The sequence below is a fragment of the Ferrimonas sp. YIN67 genome, assembly GCF_057219095.1.
The window spans coordinates 174,490-193,669 of record NZ_JBXVVJ010000004.1; the positions used below are offsets into that span (position 1 = coordinate 174,490).

Here is a 19,180-nt window from a genome sequence, read left to right on the forward strand (position 1 = left end):
TCATTGCGGGGAAACCGAGGATCTCTGGGTGGGAGCGCGTTATCGCTCCGGCCGTACAGCATAAAAATCGTTACTTATCCGTTATTGCCCTTCGGTGTTTGGTGGGCAAGGCCATGTCAGCTTTGGATCGCTTCGAGAGGCGCGCTTGGGGCGGGCACAGGAGCGAGCAAAGCGCTCGATGAACAGCAGCGATAGGGGGCAACAGCAGGATGCGTCGTTTCATTGCTCCAGCCGAAACCTGAGAGGGGTTCAAACCTAATGCTTACTGCATCTCCAAACTGCGTTGTCCTGCGCCGCTGGGGGTGCCGCGCTGCTCCAGTTGACCATTCTCCATGCGCTGGGCATGGTTCAGGGTCTGGGGCAGGGGATCCAGGGAGAGCGCACCCCAGTCGTGGGCGGGGAGGGGGTCAAGCAGGTCGGCCACGTCGACCACAGGGATCAGGGCGAACAGGGGCTGGACGGATTGGCCTTGGCCCAAGGAGTGATTGAACTGCTGGTAAGCCTGTCCGCTGAGCCGGTGTTGTTGATCGAAGCTCAACAGCAGGAATTCACCTGTTAAACGAGCCCGGCCCCAGTCAAGACTGAGAAATTCCAGGGGGGTGCCGCGCAGGCTAAAGCCCACCGAATCTCGCGCGACCCGCCAGTGCTCCCAGGCCAGGACATACCCGGACTCCGTTGCCGCTAAGCGTTCCGGCGGCCCGAACTGCGCCAACACCTCGGAGAGTGTCGGTGGTGTCGACTGGGAGGGTATGGCAGGGAGGGCCGTTCCCATATCGTAGCGGTACAGGCTGCAGGCCGACAGGTTGAGCAGAAGCAGCACCAGCAGAGCTCTAGGACCGGTCATCATCGACCAACCGGATGCTGTGATCGGTCAACAGATCGTTCTCATCGAAGAAGAACACCGCACGGTCGTAGCGAGTGTGGATGTCAAATCGGTTATAGAGCAGCAAGATCAGCGCCTGGCCACGACTGCGCTCAAACAGGTAGTAGAGTGCGCTGCTCTCACCCAGAGCCACCATTTGGGACGGGGGACCCAGCATGGCCAGGACCTCCCGCCTGTGGGTCTGGCCCCTGATCAGTTGCTCTGACCACTGCGCCTGCCAGCCCACCTCGACACCCCGGTGGTTTTGGTACTGGGCACAGCCGGCTGATCCGAGCAGGAGTAAACAGATAAACAGCTTGCGATAGGGCATCGGACGGCTCCTTGTCTTTCGGGCAAAGTCACAGGGCTCTCTCTTTGTTCCACTTTGCTGGTATAACTCACTGATGTAAAGGTTAAAAGTCAAGGTGGTGAGGCGGATACATCACCGCAGAGTTCGACTTGGGTTTCCTGCACCGGCTGTGGCCTAATAGACGCAGCAAGGTACGCGGCGATGGAGAATGGAAATGCAGTGGATCAACGGCCTGGTGTTGCTGTTGTTGTTTCAATTGGTTGGGGAATCGTTGGCGCTGGTGCTGGGCCTGCCGATCCCCGGTCCGGTGATCGGCATGTCTTTGTTGCTGGGGGTGATGATCCTCAGGCGTCGGGTCGAGCCTGCTTTGGCGCAAGCTACGGGTACTCTGCTTAAACACCTGGCGTTGCTGTTCGTGCCAGCCGGGGTGGGGATCGTCCTGTATCTTGATGAGGTAAGGGAAAGTGCGCTGCCTATTGCGGTGGTGATCCTGCTGGGTACGGTGATCACCATGCTGGCCTGTGCATGGTTGCTGCAGTGGTTGATGGGGCGGAGAGCGGTATGAATGCCAATTGGGATGGATTATGGGTGTACCTGTCGAGCTCTCCACTGCTGGGTCTGCTTGGGACCTTGCTGGCCTACTCCCTGTCGCTGCAATTGTATGAGCGCTTGGGGCGCCCCGGTGTACTGCACCCGGTGGCGATGGCGATTGTGATCCTGGCATCTGTGTTGCTGCTGTTTGAGATACCCTATCAGCAGTATTTTGATGGTGCACAGTTTGTCCACTTCCTGTTGGGGCCGGCGACCGTGGCCCTGGCGGTGCCCCTGTATCAACAACTCGACAAGCTGCGGACGATGGCCTTGCCGGTGGCGATCACCCTGATGTTTGGGGTCATGATGACCCTGCTGTCGACCCTGGCGATCGCCTGGCTATTGGGGGCCGATCCCACCACCACCCTGTCACTGCTGCCCAAGTCGGTGACCACGCCGGTGGCCATGGGGATCAGTGAGGCGATAGGTGGGATCCCGGCTTTGACCGCCTGCGTGGTGATCGCCACCGGGATCCTGGCGGCGGTGATCGGACCCGGGCTGATGTCCTGGGCGGGGATCCGTGACGATCCGGTTAAGGGGATCGCGCTGGGGATCACAGGTCATGGGGTCGGCACGGCACGGGGCTTCCAGGAGAGCGTTGAGATGGGATCCTTTGCCGGGTTGGCCATGGCCCTGTCGGCATTGCTGAGTGCGGTATTGGTGCCTCCCCTGGTGGCGATGGTCTTCTAAGACTCAATAAAACCCCTAATATAAATAAGGCTTTAAGGCCCTGCACTGTGCAGGGCCTTTGTGTTTTTATGGGCCACAAGATGATCTGGATCAATGAAATGCAAAAGCTGCAAAAAAAATGCATGATTGAAAAAGGAAGGGATCGTATGCTCGAACAAAACATGACAATCAAATGCAACTTAAGGGAAGTGCCTCCATGTTCTGTGTGCAATGTGAGCAAACCATCCAAACTCCTCTGGCCAATGGCTGCGCCTATTCCATGGGCATGTGTGGTAAGACCGCCGAGATCTCGGATCTGCAGGATGTGCTGGTCTACCTGCTGCAGGGCGTCAGTGCTTATGCCCATCTGGCACGCCGTTTCGATATTGTCGATGTCGAAGTCGACACCTATGTGCCCCAAGCCTTTTTCTCTACTCTGACCAATGTGAACTTCGATGCCGATCGTCTGTTGGCGTACACCGAGCGGGCCATGACTCTGCGCAACCGAATGAAGCGGGCCTATGAGCAGGCCTGCGCGGCGGCCGGTGAACCGGTGCAGCAGCCTTGCGGCGCAGCCGGTTTTGAGCTGGCGGTCGAAAAGGCGAACGTTCTGGCCCGGGCCCCGGAGACCATGGTGAACCGTGGCTTGGCCGAAGTCGGCGAAGACATCGTTGGCCTGCGTTTACTCTGTCTCTATGGCCTTAAGGGGGTGGCAGCCTACCTGGAGCACGCTCGGGTGCTGGGCCAGCAGGATGAGACCCTGTATGCCGAACTGCACCGGATCATGGCCCGCCTGGGGGAAGATCCCACTGAGATGGAGGAGTTGCTGGAACTGTCCATGGCCATCGGTCATTTGAATTTCGGGGTGATGAAGCTGCTGGATCTGGGTGAGACGGAGACCTTTGGTCATCCGCAGCCGGTAAAGGTCAACCTCAAACCCATAGCAGGCAAGGCCATTTTGGTGTCCGGTCATGATTTGATTGATTTGCAACACATCCTGGAGCAGACCCAGGGCAAAGGCATCAACGTCTACACCCATGGTGAGATGCTGCCCGCCCACGCCTACCCGGAGCTGGGCCATAAGTACCCCCATCTGGTGGGGAACTATGGTACGGCCTGGCAGCACCAGCAAAAAGAGTTTGCCAACTTCCCGGGTGCCATCGTGATGACCTCCAACTGTCTGATTGATCCTGAGCCGGGCCGGGGCATTGAAGGCTATGGCGACCGTCTGTTTACCCGCTCCATCGTGGGTTGGCCGGGGGTGACGCACCTGGAAGGGGAGGATTTCTCCGCCGTGATCGACTGTGCCCTGGCGCAAGACGGGTTCAAGTACGATGAGATCCCCCACTACACCACCACAGGTTTTGCCCGTAACGCCCTGATGGCGGCGGCGCCTTTGGTGATCGATCAGGTCAAGGCGGGCAATATCAAGCACTTCTTCCTGCTCGGTGGCTGTGACGGTGATAAGGCCGAGCGCAACTACTACACCCAGTTTGCGGCCCAGGCGCCCAAGGACACCCTGATCCTGACCCTGGCCTGTGGCAAGTTTAAGTTCAACGATCTGGAGTTTGGCGATATCAACGGGGTGCCGCGTTTCCTCGACGTTGGCCAGTGCAACGATGCTTACTCCGCGATTCAGTTGGCCCTGGCCCTGGCCGAGGCGTTCGACTGTGGTGTCAATGAGTTGCCCCTGTCCATGGTGTTGTCCTGGTTTGAGCAGAAGGCGATCGCCATCCTGCTGACCCTGCTGGCACTGGGGATCCAGGATATCCGGGTTGGACCCACGGTCCCGGGCTTTTTGACCGATAACCTGGTGGCAGCGTTAAACGACAAGTTTGGCTTGCGACTGATCACCACGGTTGAGCAAGATCTGGACGACATTTTGGCGGCGTAAGTCCGCAGACATTCCCTGCAAGGAACGGGGCCGGGTATTTTAGGTACCAGGCCCCTTTTTCTCATCAACAGATAGGAGCCGATATGCAGCTCACTTGTGTCGGTGCTCAACCGGAAACCAGCGATGTCACCCGCTTTACCTTTATGGCTGACGCGCTGCCAGATTTCATTCCCGGCCAGTTTATCTCCCTGAAAGTGCCCATTGGTGAACAAACCTCGGTGCGTGCCTACAGCCTCAGCTCGACGCCCGGGGACCATCGCCTGCAACTGGCGATCAAGCGGGTGCCCGGTGGACGGGTCTCCAACCATCTGCTGGATCAGCTGAAGATGGGCGATCAGCTGGAAGCCTTGCCTCCGGCGGGCGAGTTTCACAGTCAACTGGCGGGGGAGCAGCCCTGGTTACTGCTGGCGGCGGGCTGTGGTATTACCCCCTTGTTCTCCATGCTCAAAGATCGGCTTCATCGGGAGCCCGACGCCGACATTGTGCTGATCTTCAGCGTGCGCAGCGAGGCGGATAAGATCTTCGCGGTGGAGTTGGAACACCTGGCGGGCCGTCATCCCAACTTTCGTCTGCATTGGCTGCTCAGCACCGAGGGCAATCGTCTGGCAGAGGCGCAGTTGCAGGGAGTGGGCGATTTGGCAACGCGCAGCGTGATGATCTGCGGTCCCGAAGGCTATATGGCCAGTGCGCAGACGTTGGCGAAGCAACTGGGTGCGAGTAACGTGCACTGTGAAGCGTTTCACAGTGGTGCCGCGCCGTTGGCCATGAACGCGGGAGGCGCAGAGCAAGCGCACACCCTGTCGCTGGATGGCGTCGAGTTACCCATCTTGCCAGGCCAGACGGTGCTGGAAAGCCTGGAGGCGAGTGGTATTCCCATCTTCGCCGCCTGCCGTACCGGCGTGTGCGGAGCGTGCAAGTGCCAGGGTGAGAGGGCGAAGCTGGACAGCCATTCCAAGTTTGGCCTGAGCGAAGAGGAGATCGAGCGAGGGATGTTTCTGGCCTGTTCAACTCGGGTAACGGGTGATATGGCGTTGTTGCTGGATGACCATTGACCAGTCAGGCATGGCAACCCTGAACCTTTACTCGGGGCTGGGTTTGTCCTGTTGAAAAAGACCGGTGTCGACGCACCGGTCTTTGTGTATTGGGTAAGGGGTTAAGCTCTGGCCGTGGGGGATCAGAAGGCTTCCCGGGTGTGGCCGACACGGTACAGGGACCGAAGGGAGAGGGCGGCCCAGATCGACTGCTGTACATAGACGGGCCAGTTGGCACTGATGATCACTGCGGGCATGATGCACAGGGCACTGAGCATGCTGAGCAGGTAGTACTGGAAGCGGGTTAGCTGCTGACTGCAAAACAGCAGGTAGGCGCCGATGTGTCCGAATGCACCGGCCCAGCCGATGATTTCGAAGGCATAGTCATGACTCAGGGCAGCCAGGTTAACTCCGGCAACGATGAGGCCGCCGAGCATCATGAGCAGCCGGGACGGGGTTAACCCGGGAAAGTAGGGTTTTATCTTATACAGGGCGGCGATACTGAACAGGGCAAACAGGCTGTTGATGGCGACCGGTTGCCAGGAGTGAAGCTGTGCCGAGGCCAGGGCGATACAGATGGCGGAGATCAGGTTGATCAGGATATAGAGACGATCATTGCGTTGGCTAGGGTTGGCGTAGGTAAGGAAGGCAAAACCCAAAAGTAACAAAAGTGAACCAAACCATCCAACCGCGCTCCACATGAACAGCTCCCTTAAGTCCCTAATGATTAAGATTATAGTGCAGATGATTATAGGGTTATGATCTCCATGGTCAATCAATGTTCACTATCGAGTCAACAAAATTTAATTTTGATCCCTGTCGCTCGTGTTGGGCTGCTGAGTGAGGAGTGGCACAGTGCAGATGAAACAGCCGCCTCGGTGGGCGGCTGTATATTTTGGAGCGATGGCGCTTAGAGGGTTGGCTCGGGCGCCAGCTTGAGGGTTTGTTCACCTCTGTGGCTGAGGCCATAGCCGGCGACGACGAGTACGGCTGCCCCGAGGATCACCATGCCTGAGACGGACAGCGCATGGCTGGCATAGGCGGCCACGATGGCGCTCGCGCCGAAGCTGATGGCGATCTGCAGGCTGTTTTGCAGACCCGCTGCCGTGGCGGCGCATTCCGGTGCGCTGGAGAGGGCGCGATTGACCACTATGGGGTAGAGGGCACCATTGGCCACTGCCAGGAAGCAAAATGGCACAAGGAGTTGCCAGATTGCGGTCAGCGGCATTTGTGAAACCGTAAAGATGGTGACTGTCGTTGCCACAAACAAGGCGATCAGGCCGTTCAGGATACGACGATCACCGTGTCGAGCGACCAGCTTCTTACCAGCATAGCCTCCGGCCATAAAGGCGATGGTTTGCGGAATGAACGACATGCCGATCTGGCTGGCGTCATAGCCCATGCTGGCCATGATCTCCGGGACTCCGGTCAGGTAGGCAAAGAAGGCGGCGGAGGCGGCACCAAAGATCATCACGTTACCCATGAACACACGGGAGCTGAGCAGGGAGCGGATGTCGCCCGCCATGGATCGCTCTGAACGGGTCGGTACCACATTGGGGATGCGGTAGGTCATGGCTACCAGCGCCACACCCAGCACGGTCAGGGCGACAAAGATGCTCTGCCAGCCAAACATCAGTGACAGGCCAACACCCAGTTGCGGGGCCAGTGCCGGGGAGAGGGCGACCAGGGGCATGATGGTGGCGAAGATCTGCTGGCCCTTTTCGCCCGGATAGCGGTCGATCACCATGGCTTGCCAGATCACCGCCGGTGCGCAGACGCCGATGGCCTGGATAAAGCGCAGGCTCAGCAATTGCCAGACTTCGCTGCACAACGCCAGACCGAGAGAGGCCAGGGTATAGAGCACTAAGCCTGCCATCAGGGTGTTACGGCGGCCGAAGCGGTCGGACGCCAGGCCCCACAGGAGCTGGCCACCGGCCAGGCCAGCCAGGAAGATGGAAAGTGAGAGGGCGATGGGCTCAGGACCCGTGCCATAGAAGCCTTCCATCTCCTTGAAGACCGGGAGGTACATGTCGGTGGCGACAAAGCCGAGCATCGACAGGCCAGCCAGATAGATCAGCTCCAGTTTGGAAATGCGCATAGTGTTAACTCATTTGTTGGATCGAAAGCTGGGCGAAAGCCAGCCATTTCATAAGGCCGGGGAGTTTAAAGGCTGAAAAACTCGGTGTTAAACGCTATATTTTGCCCATAGCTGTGAAAATTTTTGAAAGGTGGGAGATGTTTGCTCGGAGTACGTTGGAGATGCTGGATACCGTGGCGCGCTTGGGCAGTTTCAGCGCCGCGGCCGGGGTGCTGCACAAGGTGCCATCGGCGATCAGCTATTCGGTGCGCCAGGTCGAAGCTGAGCTGGGGGTGGTGCTGTTTGAACGTCAAGCTCGCAAGGTGGTTCTGACAACGGCCGGCGAGCACTTCCTGAGTCAGGCTCGCCGCTGGCTTCGTGAGATGGAGGTGGTGCGGCGCCATACCCAGAGGGTCGCCAATGGGTGGCAACGCAGCCTTAAGGTGGCGCTGGACAATATCGTGAAGGCGGATCGGGTCACGACACTGATCCACGACTTTTATACCGCCTTCGATGATGCGGAACTGGTGATCTCCATGGAGGTGTTTAACGGGGTCTGGGACGCGCTGGCGGATGGCCGTGCCGACATCGCCATCGGCGCCACCACGGCCGTGCCGGTGGGCGGGGATTTCGGTGCCCGGGATATGGGGCAGATGGCCTGGGCATTGGTGATGGCACCGAGCCATCCCGTGGCCGCCTTGCCCGACATGTGTGCCGAACGTTTGGCCCAGTTCCCGGTGATCGGCCTGGAAGACACCTCGCGCACCCTGGCCAAACGGACAACCTGGCTTTTGGATAACCAGCGTCGCATCGTGGTGCCGGATTGGCCCAATGCCTTGGCTTGTTTTGTCGATGGCCTGGGCATTGGCTATGTGCCTCGTCATCTGGCCAACCCTTTGCTGGCAAAGGGGCAATTGGTGGAGCGAGTGTTTGAAGGGGGCCAGCCCAGCAGCGCCTGCTGCCTGGCGTGGCGCAAGCCCGAGCAGGATAATGCCCTGCTCAACTGGTTGCTGGATTACCTGGGGGATGAGCAGCAGCTGAATCGGGATTGGTTGGCGGATTGAGCTGGAAATTACTGCGACTGTCCGTACAATACCCAGCGCTTTGAGGGGGGGAGGTTATGATGCAACAGGATGAAAAGTGGATGGCTCGGGCCATGGTGTTGGCGGCCCAAGCGGAAGCCCTGGGGGAAGTGCCGGTGGGTGCCGTATTGGTTCGAGGAGAGGAGGTGCTGGCGGAAGGCTATAACCGCTCGATCACCGATCACGATCCGTCCGCACATGCGGAGATGCATTGTCTGCGTCAGGCGGGCCCCAAGCTGTCAAATTACCGCATGTTGGATACCACCCTGTATGTCACTCTGGAGCCCTGCCCCATGTGCGCCGGTGCCTTGGTGCATGCCCGGGTCGGACGGGTGGTCTTTGGTGCCAGCGATCCAAAAACCGGAGCGGCGGGCAGTGTGATGAATTTGTTGTCGCACCCAGCGTTAAATCATCAGCCACAGGTGCTTGCTGGTGTCCTGGGTAATGAGTGTTCTGAACAACTGAGCAGCTTTTTCCGCCGTAGGCGGGCAGAGAAGAAGGCGCTGAAGTTGGCACAAAAAGAGGCGAAAGCAGCGGGGAGAACGTAGCGAAGAGTCTGGTTCGTCTGGGCCCTGTGCAGGATGAGGATGGGCTTGCGGCACAGGGCTTATTAACCCGGTGTTAGGCCAGGTTGTCGGTTAAGACCTCTTCGACCACTTGCCGTTGGTCAAATTGGCGACTGCGGTGCACGATACGCAGATGGTTGCGTTTACGACAGGTTCTACGGCGATCAGTGGCGGACTGCAAAGCTTTGCGCCGACGATTACATCTCATCTGATTACCTCCTTTTTTATTGATGATGCTGAAAACCTATGGGGAGAGCATGACAGTCCGATTGCCAAGGCGTGACGATCCCGTGATCTCTCATGTTCATCCAGGCTTCCATCCTTGTCTGAGCGGCCACCATTGTCAAGGTTAATACTTTGACTTTTCACACATTAAAAGGTGATGTGGGCCGCTTTTGATTGAAGGGTTGTGAGCTTGTGCTGGGGTCATGGTTGGGCTTTGTGATGCATGTCACCCTGGTTGGCGGCGCTAAAACGGCTATCGAGCCACAGCAGGGTTTCGTAATAGCGCCGAATGTTGGTGACATAATGGGCGGCTTCATCGCCGCGGGCGTAGCCATACTTGGTTTGTTCGTAATGTTTGCGTTGCCTTAGCAGGGGCAGGTGTTCCTTCACGTCTCGCCAGCTATTGGGGTCCTTTCCCATTCGCTGGGTGATCACTCGGGCATCCTCCAGGTGACCCAGGCCAATGTTGTAGGCGGCCAGGGCAAACCAGATCGCTTCGTCTTCGGGAATGTTGGGGGGCAGACGGGTGATCAGTTGCTGCAGGTAGGCCGAGCCTCCTCGAATACTCTGCTCGGGATCGAGTCGATTGGTGATCCCCATGCGTTTAGCCGTCGACTGGGTCAACATCATCAGGCCACGAACCCCGGTGGGGGAGCGGGCATTGGGATCCCAGTGAGACTCCTGATAACTCACTGCCGCCAGTTTTCGCCAGTCCAGGGGGCCCGCATTGCGTTGAAACAGTCCCTGATAGTGGGGAAGAGTGTGTTTTACTGCACGGATAAAGGCTCGTGTATCGACGTAATCGAAGGTTTGAATATGACCAAAATATTTCTCTTCCAGCCGCTGCAAGCGGTCTGATTTCAGTACCTCGTGCCAAAAGTCCAACACCGCACTAAATAGGGGGGCCGATGGGTCTTTGAGCATGACCCAGGCGACGGCATGGGGACTGCCGATATCGAAGGCGGCCCTCAATTCCGGGTAATACCTTTGATTGAACGCCAGTTGGGTTGAGTCCACCAGGGTGTAGGTCAGATCGCCTTGGGCGACCATGGCGGCGAGCTCGTTGCTGTCATATTCCTGAGTTTCACGCCAACTCAGTTTGGGGTATTGGCTTTGGGCCCGCTGGAGTAGTTCGGCATGGCTGGAGCCTTTGACCACGACCAATTCCTGTTTTAATGCGTTCAGATCTTTGGGCCGAGGCGTACCCTGTCGATAGAGGAGTTGGGCGGTGACTTGGTACAACGGGGGGCTGAAGTGCCAGCGTTTCAGCCGGTTTGGTGTTTGACTCAACCCTGCGGCGGCCAGATCGATCTCATTATTGTTCAGCGCATCAAACAGAGATTCCATTGAAGTGAATGGCAGGACCTTTATTGGGCGTCCCAGGAATTGGCCAAACTGCTGTGCCAATTCGTAATCAAACCCTATGGGCTCTTCGCCTCTAAGCTGGTAGCTGGTAGGGCTGCTGAGTGTGCCAACCACAATCACAGTGTCCGGCGTCTCCCTGTCGGGCCTTGACGGAGGTTCAAGGTCCAGGCAGCCGGGAAGGAGGGTCAGTAACAGGGCACTAACCCAAGTTTGCAGTACAGGTCGCACTTTTGACCTTTGGCCGCCTGACACCATGACCGTATTCGACTCCTTTTAGGGTGTTTTGATCCCGGCTTTTCCTTATAATACCGCGACCTCAAAATCCCCTGCTGGGTGGTTGATGCAATTGGGGGCGCCTGAGGGCACATCCTGTTGACTCTATCATCAAGCAAAAGGGGAAATAATACCCTGCACCATAACTATAAAAGGTGAATCGACGTGATTGAGATCCTTCGCGGCGCGCCGGCATTGTCCGCATTTCGGGTAACCAAGCTGCTGGAAGCTTGCCGTGACGCCAACTTGCCCGTTTCTGACCTCTACGCTGAACACTACCACTTCGCCCATCTTTCCGCTCCTCTTTCCGAGCCACGTGCCACCCAACTTGCCAAGATCCTGACCTACGGCCCCCGTATGGAAGAGCACGAGCCTGCCGGTAAGCTGCTGCTGGTTGTGCCACGTCCCGGCACCATCTCCCCATGGGCTTCCAAGGCCACGGACATCGCTCACAACTGTGGTCTGTCCGAGGTATTACGCCTGGAGCGTGGCCTGGCCTGGTACATCCAGCTGGAAGGCGAATTGAGTCAAGAGCAGCAAAAAGCGCTGCTGGGCCTGATTCACGATCGCATGGTGGAAGCCGTACTGCCCACCTTTGACGATGCCAAGGTGCTGTTTGAAGCCTCCGAGCCCAAGCCCTTCACCAGTGTCGATATCCTTGAAGGCGGCCGCGCAGCCCTGGCCCAGGCCAACATCGAGATGGGCCTGGCCCTGGCGGAAGATGAGATCGATTATCTGGTAGCCAACTTCACTAAGCTTGGCCGCAACCCCAACGACATCGAGCTGTACATGTTCGCCCAGGCGAACTCAGAGCACTGTCGTCACAAGATCTTCAACGCAGATTGGACCATCGACGGCGAAAAGCAGCCCAAGTCGCTGTTCAAGATGATCAAGAACACTTTCGAGGTGACCCCGGAAGAAACCTTGTCTGCCTACAAGGATAATGCCGCGGTAATGACCGGCTCCGAAGGCGGTCGCTTCTTTGCCGATCAGGATGGCACCTACCGCTACCACCAGGAGCCGGTTCATATCCTGATGAAGGTGGAAACCCATAACCACCCGACGGCCATCTCCCCGTACCCGGGTGCCGCCACCGGCTCCGGCGGTGAGATCCGCGACGAAGGCGCCACCGGCCGCGGCTCCAAGCCGAAAGCCGGCCTGACCGGTTTCACCGTGTCCAACCTGAACATTCCGGGCTTCGAACAGCCGTGGGAGAAAGCCTACGGCAAGCCGGATCGCATCGTTACGCCGCTGGATATCATGATCGAAGGCCCGCTGGGCGGCGCTGCGTTCAACAACGAATTCGGTCGTCCTGCCCTGAACGGTTACTTCCGTACTTACGAGCAGGAAGTACAGAGCTTCAACGGCGCCGAAGTCCGTGGTTACCACAAGCCGATCATGCTGGCCGGTGGCTTCGGAAACATCCGTGAAGATCATGTGCAGAAGGGCGAGATCCCGGTCGGCGCCAAGCTGATCGTGCTGGGCGGCCCGGCGATGAACATCGGTCTGGGTGGCTCTGCGGCGTCCTCCATGGCCTCCGGCCAATCCTCCGAGGATCTGGACTTCGCCTCGGTGCAGCGTGAGAACCCGGAAATTGAACGTCGCTGTCAGGAAGTGATCGATCGCTGCTGGCAGTTGGGCGACGACAACCCCATCGCCTTTATCCATGATGTGGGCGCGGGCGGTCTGTCCAACGCCATGCCTGAGCTGGTGGACGACGGTGGCCGTGGCGCTAAGTTTCAGCTGCGCGATATCCTCTCCGATGAGCCGGGCATGACCCCGCTGGAGCTGTGGTGTAACGAGTCCCAGGAACGTTACGTGATGGCCGTGGCGCCGGAGAACCTGGCCACCTTCGAAGCCATCTGTCAGCGTGAGCGTGCGCCGTTTGCGGTGATCGGTGAGGCTCTGGAAGAGCGTCACCTGACCCTGGAAGACAGCCATTTCGACAACACGCCTATCGATATGCCGATGGACGTGCTGCTGGGCAAGGCGCCGAAGATGCACCGCGAGGCGACCACTGCCCAGTGTGCTTCCCCGGCCCTGGACATGAGCGGTGTGACCGTGAAAGACGCCATCCGTCGCGTCCTGCGTCTGCCCGCCGTGGCCGAGAAGACCTTCCTGATCACCATCGGCGATCGCTCCGTCACCGGCATGGTGGCGCGGGATCAGATGGTCGGTCCGTGGCAGATCCCGGTGGCCAACGCCGCGGTGACCACGGCGACCCTGGACTCCTACCAGGGTGAAGCGATGGCCATGGGTGAGCGCACCCCGCTGGCACTGATCAACTTCGGTGCCTCCGCCCGTATGGCGGTGGGGGAGTCCCTGACCAACCTGGCCTCCGCTCACATCGGTGCGCTCAAGCACGTGAAGCTGTCCGCCAACTGGATGTCCGCCGCCGGTCACCCGGGTGAAGACGCCGGCCTGTACGAAGCGGTCAAAGCCGTGGGCGAGGAGCTGTGTCCGACTCTGGGTATCACCATCCCTGTGGGTAAGGACTCCATGTCCATGAAGACCGCCTGGGAGCAGGATGGCGAACAGAAAGCCGTGACCTCTCCCATGTCCCTGGTGATCACCGCCTTCGGTCGCGTGGAAGATGTGCGCAACACGGTCACCCCGCAGCTGCGCAACGATCTGGGTGACTCCGAGCTGATCTTTATCGATCTGGGTGCCGGCAAGCAGCGTCTGGGCGGCTCCGCCCTGGCTCAGGTGTACAACCAGCTGGGTAACGAAGCGCCGGACGTGGACAACGCCCAGCTGCTCAAGGGCTTCTGGCTGGCTATCCAACAGCTGTCTGCCGAGAAGAAGCTGATCGCCTACCACGATAAGGGCGACGGCGGTCTGCTGGTGACCCTGGCTGAGATGGCGTTTGCCGGTAAGCAGGGCATTGAGGTGGATCTGGCCGGTCTGGGTGATGATGCCCTGGCGCTGCTGTTCAACGAAGAGCTGGGCGCCGTGGTGCAGATCCGTAAGGACGACCGTGCCGCCGTGGACGCCATCCTGGCAGCCAATGGTCTGAACGACTGCAGCCACGCCATCGGCGGCCTGACGGAGGGTGATACGGTTACCATCCGCCAAGGCGAGACCGTGCTGGTGGAAGAGAGCCGTACCGAGCTGCGTACCCTCTGGGGTGAAACCACCTTCAACATGCAGTCTCTGCGTGATAACCCGGAGTGTGCCCGCGAGGAGCATGAAGCGAAGCAGGACGCGGAAGATCCGGGTCTGTTTGCCAAGCTGACCTTCGATCTGGCCGAAGACATTGCGGCCCCATACATCGTCAAAGGCGCGGCTCCGAAAGTGGCCATCCTGCGCGAGCAGGGCGTCAACTCCCACGTGGAGATGGCAGCGGCGTTTGACCGTGCCGGCTTCGAAGCTATCGACGTGCACATGTCCGATATCCTCGAAGGTCGCCTGACCCTGGAGCAGTTCCAGGCCCTGGTGGCCTGTGGCGGCTTCTCCTACGGTGACGTACTGGGTGCCGGTGAAGGCTGGGCCAAGTCCATCCTGTTCAACCCCCGTGCCCGTGACCAGTTCCAGGCCTTCTTCGAGCGCGACACCACCCTGTCCCTGGGTGTGTGTAACGGCTGTCAGATGCTTTCCAACCTCAAGGAGATCATCCCGGGCACCGAGCACTGGCCGCACTTTGTGCGCAACCGCTCCGAGCGCTTCGAGGCCCGTTTCTCCCTGGTGGAAGTGCAGGAGTCTCCGTCTGCGTTCCTGGGCGGCATGGCCGGCTCCATCATGCCGATCGCCGTGTCTCACGGTGAAGGCCGCGCCGAGTTTGCCAACCTGGATGCCTTCCAGAAAGCGGATGCCTCCGGCACCGTGGCGCTGCGTTACCTCAACCATCGCGGTGAGATCGCCACCGCCTACCCGGCGAACCCGAACGGCTCCCCGGCGGGCATTACCGGCCTGACCACCACCGACGGTCGCGCCACCATCATGATGCCGCACCCGGAGCGGGTGTTCCGCACCGTGTCCAACTCCTGGCACCCGGACGGCTGGGGCGAAGACTCCCCGTGGATGCGCATGTTCCGCAGCGCCCGTGTGAAGCTGGGTTAAGGGTACGGCACGATCCGTAGGTTAGCTTAGCGACGTAGTCGCGTAAGCTGACGCTCAGCCTAAGCTGACGCTCAGCCTAAGCTGGCGCTTGGGATACGAAGTATCATACGAAGCCATGTCAGATCACGCCCGCTCCGCGGGCTGATCTAACCTACGAAGCCAATTAAAAAACGCGCTTCTCTCATTTGAGGGAAGCGCGTTTTGTTTGCCGACAAGAAAATGCGATGGATCCTGTCACAGTCGATTCAGGCTGACGGCCTCTCAATGCTCCACACTGGCCAAAGGTTGCCGTTGAACCGCGGCTAAGCGCAACATCGAGAGGTGCTTGGATGTGACCATAATGATCAGACTCGATGCGCGGTAACCTGACACGGGGGCGCTCAGGGCACAGAGTCACTAGGCAGGTTCGAGATCTCAATGTCAGGCTTCGCCCTGTCCACTTCCCCATTCAAGCCTGTTTGAGCCTGGGTACCACACCTCGGCGTAGGTTCAGGGCGCGCACTTATTTGGCCATGACCATAAGCCTTGATGCGCCGTAACCTGATACAGCGGCTGAACCCAGATCTCTGTACGCATTACCCAGACGTAGGTTAGATTAGGCGCGCACCAAAGTGGCCAAAACGAAAAGGGTTGATCCGCCGTAATCTGACATAGCGGCATCGCTATTGGCACGGGCTCATCGGTCCGATCCGAGCTCTCAATGTCAGATTACGCGAAAAGAGCGCTCGCTAATCTAACCTACCCCAAACATTGTTATTCCAGTTCAATGGCCTGTTTTGGCCCAAACCAGCCCTTAGTTCTTGCTCTTCCTGGCACCTGGCAGCGTTTCTAAAACCCGGTGCCTGCTCCGAGTTCCCCTTCCTGCTCTTCGCTTGCGCTGCCTGGTTTTTGTTGGTGAAAAATGTCAATTATTTCCGTGTTTTGCAAAGTATTTCAAAGGTTGTGAGTTGGGGGATGGCGAGCGGATGCACCCGCGCAAGCAAGGGGGTATGGTGTTGGTGACAAATTGACCGCCGCTTGTGCTGAGGGGGCGGGATGGATAGCTGTTGAGGGAATAACGACGATGCTTTGGCAAAAACACACACTGCTTGGTTCTGTTTGTTTGGCTGCACTGGCGGCTCCGGGCTTGGCCTTGGCCGAGCAGCCCACCAACTTTATTATCGTCCTGGTCGATGATATGGGCTGGGGGGACGTCGGTTACCAGGGGGCGGATGACTTCTTGACCCCTAATATCGATAAACTGGCGGCCGAAGGCGTGCACTTTCCGCAAGGTTATGTCACCTCGTCGGTGTGTGGTCCTTCACGCGCTGGCCTGATCTCGGGACGCTACCAGGATAAGTTTGGGATCCACGGCAATTTTGGTCCCAAGTCCAAGAAAGGCTTTCCTGTGGATCAGCCGATGGCCTCGGATCTGTTCAAGCAGGCGGGATACCGGACCGGGGTGATCGGCAAGTGGCACTTTGGCCGCTACGAGGCGAAGCATCGCCCGGAAAATCGAAACTGGGATTACTTCTACGGGTTCTATGATGGCGGCCATGACTTTTATCGTGCCGATCAGCCGTTCAGTCATGACGGTAAACCCTTTAGCAATGTGAAGCGCAAAGATAACTGGCCGATTATGCGCAACACCGAAGAGGTGGACTACAAGACCGGTGACTACCTGACGGAGAAGTTTACCGAAGAAGCGGTCGGCTTTATCGATCGCAATAAGGATGAGCCTTTCTTCCTCTATGTCTCCTATAACGCGGTGCATTACCCTTGGCAGGTGCCAGACAGCTACTTGGCGCGGATCGATGCAGAGCGGGATATCGAACTCAAGTATCGCCGCATTCTTGCAGGAATGGTCTTGGCGGTGGATGACGGGGTTGGTGCCATCAATGAGGCGTTGGAGCGCAATGGTATTGCAGACAATACCGCCGTGATCTTCCTGGCCGATAACGGCAGCCCCTCCGGCGTCGGTGGCTGGGACAAGTCCAATTTAGGTGAATATAAAATGTCGTCCAAGGGGCCGTTCAAAGGCTTCAAGGGAGACACCTATGAGGGGGGGATCCGAGTGCCGTTTGCGATGAAATGGCCGGGTCAGATCGAACCGGGCAGCCGCTATGAGGAACCGGTGATCTCCATCGATCTGCTGCCCACCATGATGGCTCACATCGGCGTCGAGACGCCGGCAACCGGTTTCGATGGTGTCGATCTGCTGCCTTACCTGCAAGGGAAAAAGCCTGGCCAGCCCCATGAAACTCTCTATTTCCGCTATATGAACGATTATGCGATCCGTCATGGTGACTGGAAGTTGACCTGGAATTCTAAAGAGGTGGAGGAGCGTAACGGTGACCGAACCAAGTTGGATAAGCGCGAGATCAAGACCCGTTTGTTTAACTTGGCTGAGGACATAGGAGAGCAAAATGATCTGACCCGTCAATATCCAGAGCGTGCCGCAACCCTACAAAGGATGTTTGACGAGTGGGATGCCCAGATGCCCCAGGATACCGGCTTGTTCCCCGTCCCCTATACCCGCAAGAAACGTTAAGTTATCTCAGGGATTAATGAGGAAACGCACCGTATTACACGGTGCGTTTTCCGTTTTATCGGGGCGAACGGGAGCTTCTCTGACAGTTATGCGTTGTTGAAGCCAAGCGATGAAGCTTAATTCCACGACCAAGATCAGATCAGCGAAAGCTGTTGTACCGGTTTCGTTGTCGGCATTTCGGGCTGACGCATCAGTTCTATAGCTTGGGGTTCTTCGTTAAGGCGGCGACGAACCTCTTTAAGTTTTTCGCCGTCACTCAGGGCGCCAGCGAAACGCAGACCATGCTGCAGTACGCCCAGCGCAATACTGTGATCCTGCATAAAGGGATCGATCACCAGTCCTTCATCCAGCCCCTCAAGCAACAGGTTGAGCAGGGTGGATGGCAGAAGTTGTCCCTCTTCCGCCGCCAGGCTGTGGAGCTGCTCTTTTTGTTGCCAACTGGGGACGGGCTTGCCCTTGTAGAGCTGTAACAGGATATGCAGCTTGTTGGGAGCATTGCTCTGCTGCCAGATCCGGGTTGGCCCGAGTCGAAAGCCTGCGGCCTGAGCCATGGGGATCAGGCTGGGGAGATCGCGCTGCTCGCAGACAATGATCCCCAGGCTATCGGCTTTCAGGACTCGATAGAGCTGGGTAAAGACCCCGACAATGCTTTGTGATGGGAACAGTTCGTACCAGGTGTTTTGGCTCGACTGGCCGTTGTGGCAGCGTACGGTTGCCAGTGCACTGGAGCGGGTTGGCCGACACAGTGAGGTAAGGAACCGACTGGCTGACTGACTTCCGAGCTGGTCAAGCCAATCTGCGGCGCTGGCATGGCGTAACTGGTAACTGGACATGAGTGGCCCCGAGTTGAGGTCTGTATAAAAACACAGTGTTCATTTATACAGTTGCTGGGGGCGGGTGTCCAGTATTCAACCACTTTGGCTTGGAAAGAGTTCGGGCAGAACGGGTGGATGTATTTGCTGAGAATTGCCGGCACATAGAGTGCCGGCCTGTGGTCCTTAAGGGGGCTGGAGGAGATCAGAGATGGGAGGGAGAGTCGCCCTCCAAAGCTTGAGAAATGGCGTCGTTGCCCCGGTAGTTATGGGGTAGCTTGTGGGCGATCCCCTTGTGGCAGTCGATGCAGGTCTTACCCTGAGCGCTGGCCTCGGCGTGCATGCGTCCCGCCACGGATTTTTGCTCGGTGAAGTCCATGTACTCGAAGTTATGGCAGTTGCGGCACTCCTGGGAGTCGGTCTTGCGCATCCGCGCCCACTCCCGCTCGGCCATCACCAGCCGGTGTTCATCGAACTTCTTAGGCGTATCGACGATGCCGGTGATCTTCCCCAATACCTCCTTGGAGGCCTGGATCTTGCGCACCATCTTATGGGTCCAATCCTTGGGTACGTGGCAGTCCGGGCAGGTGGCGCGCACGCCGCTGCGGTTGTTGTAGTGGATGGTGGTGACGTACTCCTCAAAGACGTTGTTCTCCATCTCGTGACAGCCGATGCAGAACTCCTCTCGGTTGGTCATCTCCATGCCGGTGTTGAATGCCCCCCAGAACAGGATCCCGCCGACAAAGCCGAGGATCAGCAAGGTACCCAGGGCGATGGAGCTTGGGCGACGCCACCAGCGCCACAATCGAACCAGTGTGTTTTTCATGTCGCCCC

Annotated in this window: 16 protein-coding genes; 8 read left to right on the forward strand and 8 right to left on the reverse strand. The window is 58.3% G+C overall.

What is annotated here, in order from left to right:
* Window positions 1-262: 262 nt before the first annotated feature.
* Window positions 263-844, reverse strand: coding sequence for a hypothetical protein (locus AC2D8U_RS11175; RefSeq protein ID WP_484619133.1), 582 nt, complete (start codon window positions 842-844; stop codon window positions 263-265).
* Entirely contained in the window at window positions 831-1,193 is a 363-nt protein-coding gene (locus tag AC2D8U_RS11180; protein WP_484619134.1) for a hypothetical protein, read from the reverse strand. Before AC2D8U_RS11180 ends, AC2D8U_RS11175 begins: the two co-directional genes overlap by 14 nt.
* 193 nt (window positions 1,194-1,386) lie before the next feature.
* On the opposite strand from AC2D8U_RS11180, the gene AC2D8U_RS11185 reads away from it, so the two are divergent.
* The 4 genes from AC2D8U_RS11185 (at window position 1,387) to AC2D8U_RS11200 (ending at window position 5,378) form a co-directional block, all read left to right on the forward strand.
* Window positions 1,387-1,737, forward strand: a complete 351-nt coding sequence (locus AC2D8U_RS11185; protein ID WP_484619135.1) for a CidA/LrgA family protein — start codon at window positions 1,387-1,389, stop codon at window positions 1,735-1,737.
* Window positions 1,734-2,453, forward strand: a complete 720-nt coding sequence (locus tag AC2D8U_RS11190) for an LrgB family protein (protein WP_484619136.1) — start codon at window positions 1,734-1,736, stop codon at window positions 2,451-2,453. Before AC2D8U_RS11185 ends, AC2D8U_RS11190 begins: the two co-directional genes overlap by 4 nt.
* A gap of 196 nt (window positions 2,454-2,649) precedes the next feature.
* Window positions 2,650-4,326 carry a hydroxylamine reductase gene (hcp, locus tag AC2D8U_RS11195; RefSeq protein WP_484619267.1) on the forward strand — a complete coding sequence of 559 codons (1,677 nt, stop codon included), beginning with the start codon at window positions 2,650-2,652 and terminating at the stop codon, window positions 4,324-4,326.
* A gap of 83 nt (window positions 4,327-4,409) precedes the next feature.
* A complete protein-coding gene (locus AC2D8U_RS11200; RefSeq protein WP_484619137.1) occupies window positions 4,410-5,378 on the forward strand; it encodes an FAD-binding oxidoreductase in 969 nt (322 codons plus the stop codon).
* Window positions 5,379-5,500: 122 nt separating this feature from the next.
* Here the strand turns inward: AC2D8U_RS11200 and AC2D8U_RS11205 are convergent, their stop codons facing one another.
* Together AC2D8U_RS11205 and punC are read right to left on the reverse strand one after the other, a co-directional pair.
* Complete coding sequence (locus AC2D8U_RS11205; protein ID WP_484619138.1) at window positions 5,501-6,058, reverse strand: CBU_0592 family membrane protein; 558 nt, start codon at window positions 6,056-6,058, stop codon at window positions 5,501-5,503.
* Window positions 6,059-6,267: 209 nt separating this feature from the next.
* Window positions 6,268-7,455 carry a purine nucleoside transporter PunC gene (gene punC / locus AC2D8U_RS11210; RefSeq protein ID WP_484619139.1) on the reverse strand — a complete coding sequence of 396 codons (1,188 nt, stop codon included), beginning with the start codon at window positions 7,453-7,455 and terminating at the stop codon, window positions 6,268-6,270.
* A 137-nt stretch (window positions 7,456-7,592) separates the two neighbouring features.
* On the opposite strand from punC, the gene punR reads away from it, so the two are divergent.
* Window positions 7,593-8,498 carry a DNA-binding transcriptional activator PunR gene (gene punR, locus AC2D8U_RS11215; protein ID WP_484619140.1) on the forward strand — a complete coding sequence of 302 codons (906 nt, stop codon included), beginning with the start codon at window positions 7,593-7,595 and terminating at the stop codon, window positions 8,496-8,498.
* 59 nt (window positions 8,499-8,557) lie between these two features.
* Window positions 8,558-9,064 carry a tRNA adenosine(34) deaminase TadA gene (gene tadA, locus AC2D8U_RS11220; protein ID WP_484619268.1) on the forward strand — a complete coding sequence of 169 codons (507 nt, stop codon included), beginning with the start codon at window positions 8,558-8,560 and terminating at the stop codon, window positions 9,062-9,064.
* Window positions 9,065-9,137: 73 nt separating this feature from the next.
* Here tadA and AC2D8U_RS11225 read toward each other — a convergent pair whose 3' ends face one another.
* Window positions 9,138-9,290: a hypothetical protein gene (locus AC2D8U_RS11225; RefSeq protein WP_484619141.1), complete on the reverse strand. Its 153-nt coding sequence runs from the start codon at window positions 9,288-9,290 to the stop codon at window positions 9,138-9,140.
* Between the two features lie 218 nt (window positions 9,291-9,508).
* On the reverse strand, window positions 9,509-10,927 hold the full coding sequence (gene mltF, locus AC2D8U_RS11230; protein ID WP_484619142.1) for a membrane-bound lytic murein transglycosylase MltF: 1,419 nt from the start codon (window positions 10,925-10,927) through the stop codon (window positions 9,509-9,511).
* 186 nt (window positions 10,928-11,113) lie between these two features.
* Between mltF and purL the strand changes: the two genes are divergently transcribed.
* Window positions 11,114-15,004 (forward strand): phosphoribosylformylglycinamidine synthase, encoded by a 3,891-nt coding sequence (gene purL, locus AC2D8U_RS11235; RefSeq protein WP_484619269.1) that lies wholly within the window; start codon window positions 11,114-11,116, stop codon window positions 15,002-15,004.
* Between the two features lie 1,063 nt (window positions 15,005-16,067).
* Window positions 16,068-17,534: a sulfatase-like hydrolase/transferase gene (locus AC2D8U_RS11240; RefSeq protein ID WP_484619143.1), complete on the forward strand. Its 1,467-nt coding sequence runs from the start codon at window positions 16,068-16,070 to the stop codon at window positions 17,532-17,534.
* Between the two features lie 134 nt (window positions 17,535-17,668).
* Here the strand turns inward: AC2D8U_RS11240 and AC2D8U_RS11245 are convergent, their stop codons facing one another.
* Complete coding sequence (locus AC2D8U_RS11245; protein WP_484619144.1) at window positions 17,669-18,367, reverse strand: hypothetical protein; 699 nt, start codon at window positions 18,365-18,367, stop codon at window positions 17,669-17,671.
* Between the two features lie 184 nt (window positions 18,368-18,551).
* A complete protein-coding gene (gene napC, locus AC2D8U_RS11250) occupies window positions 18,552-19,172 on the reverse strand; it encodes a cytochrome c-type protein NapC (RefSeq protein ID WP_484619145.1) in 621 nt (206 codons plus the stop codon).
* Window positions 19,173-19,180: the final 8 nt, after the last annotated feature.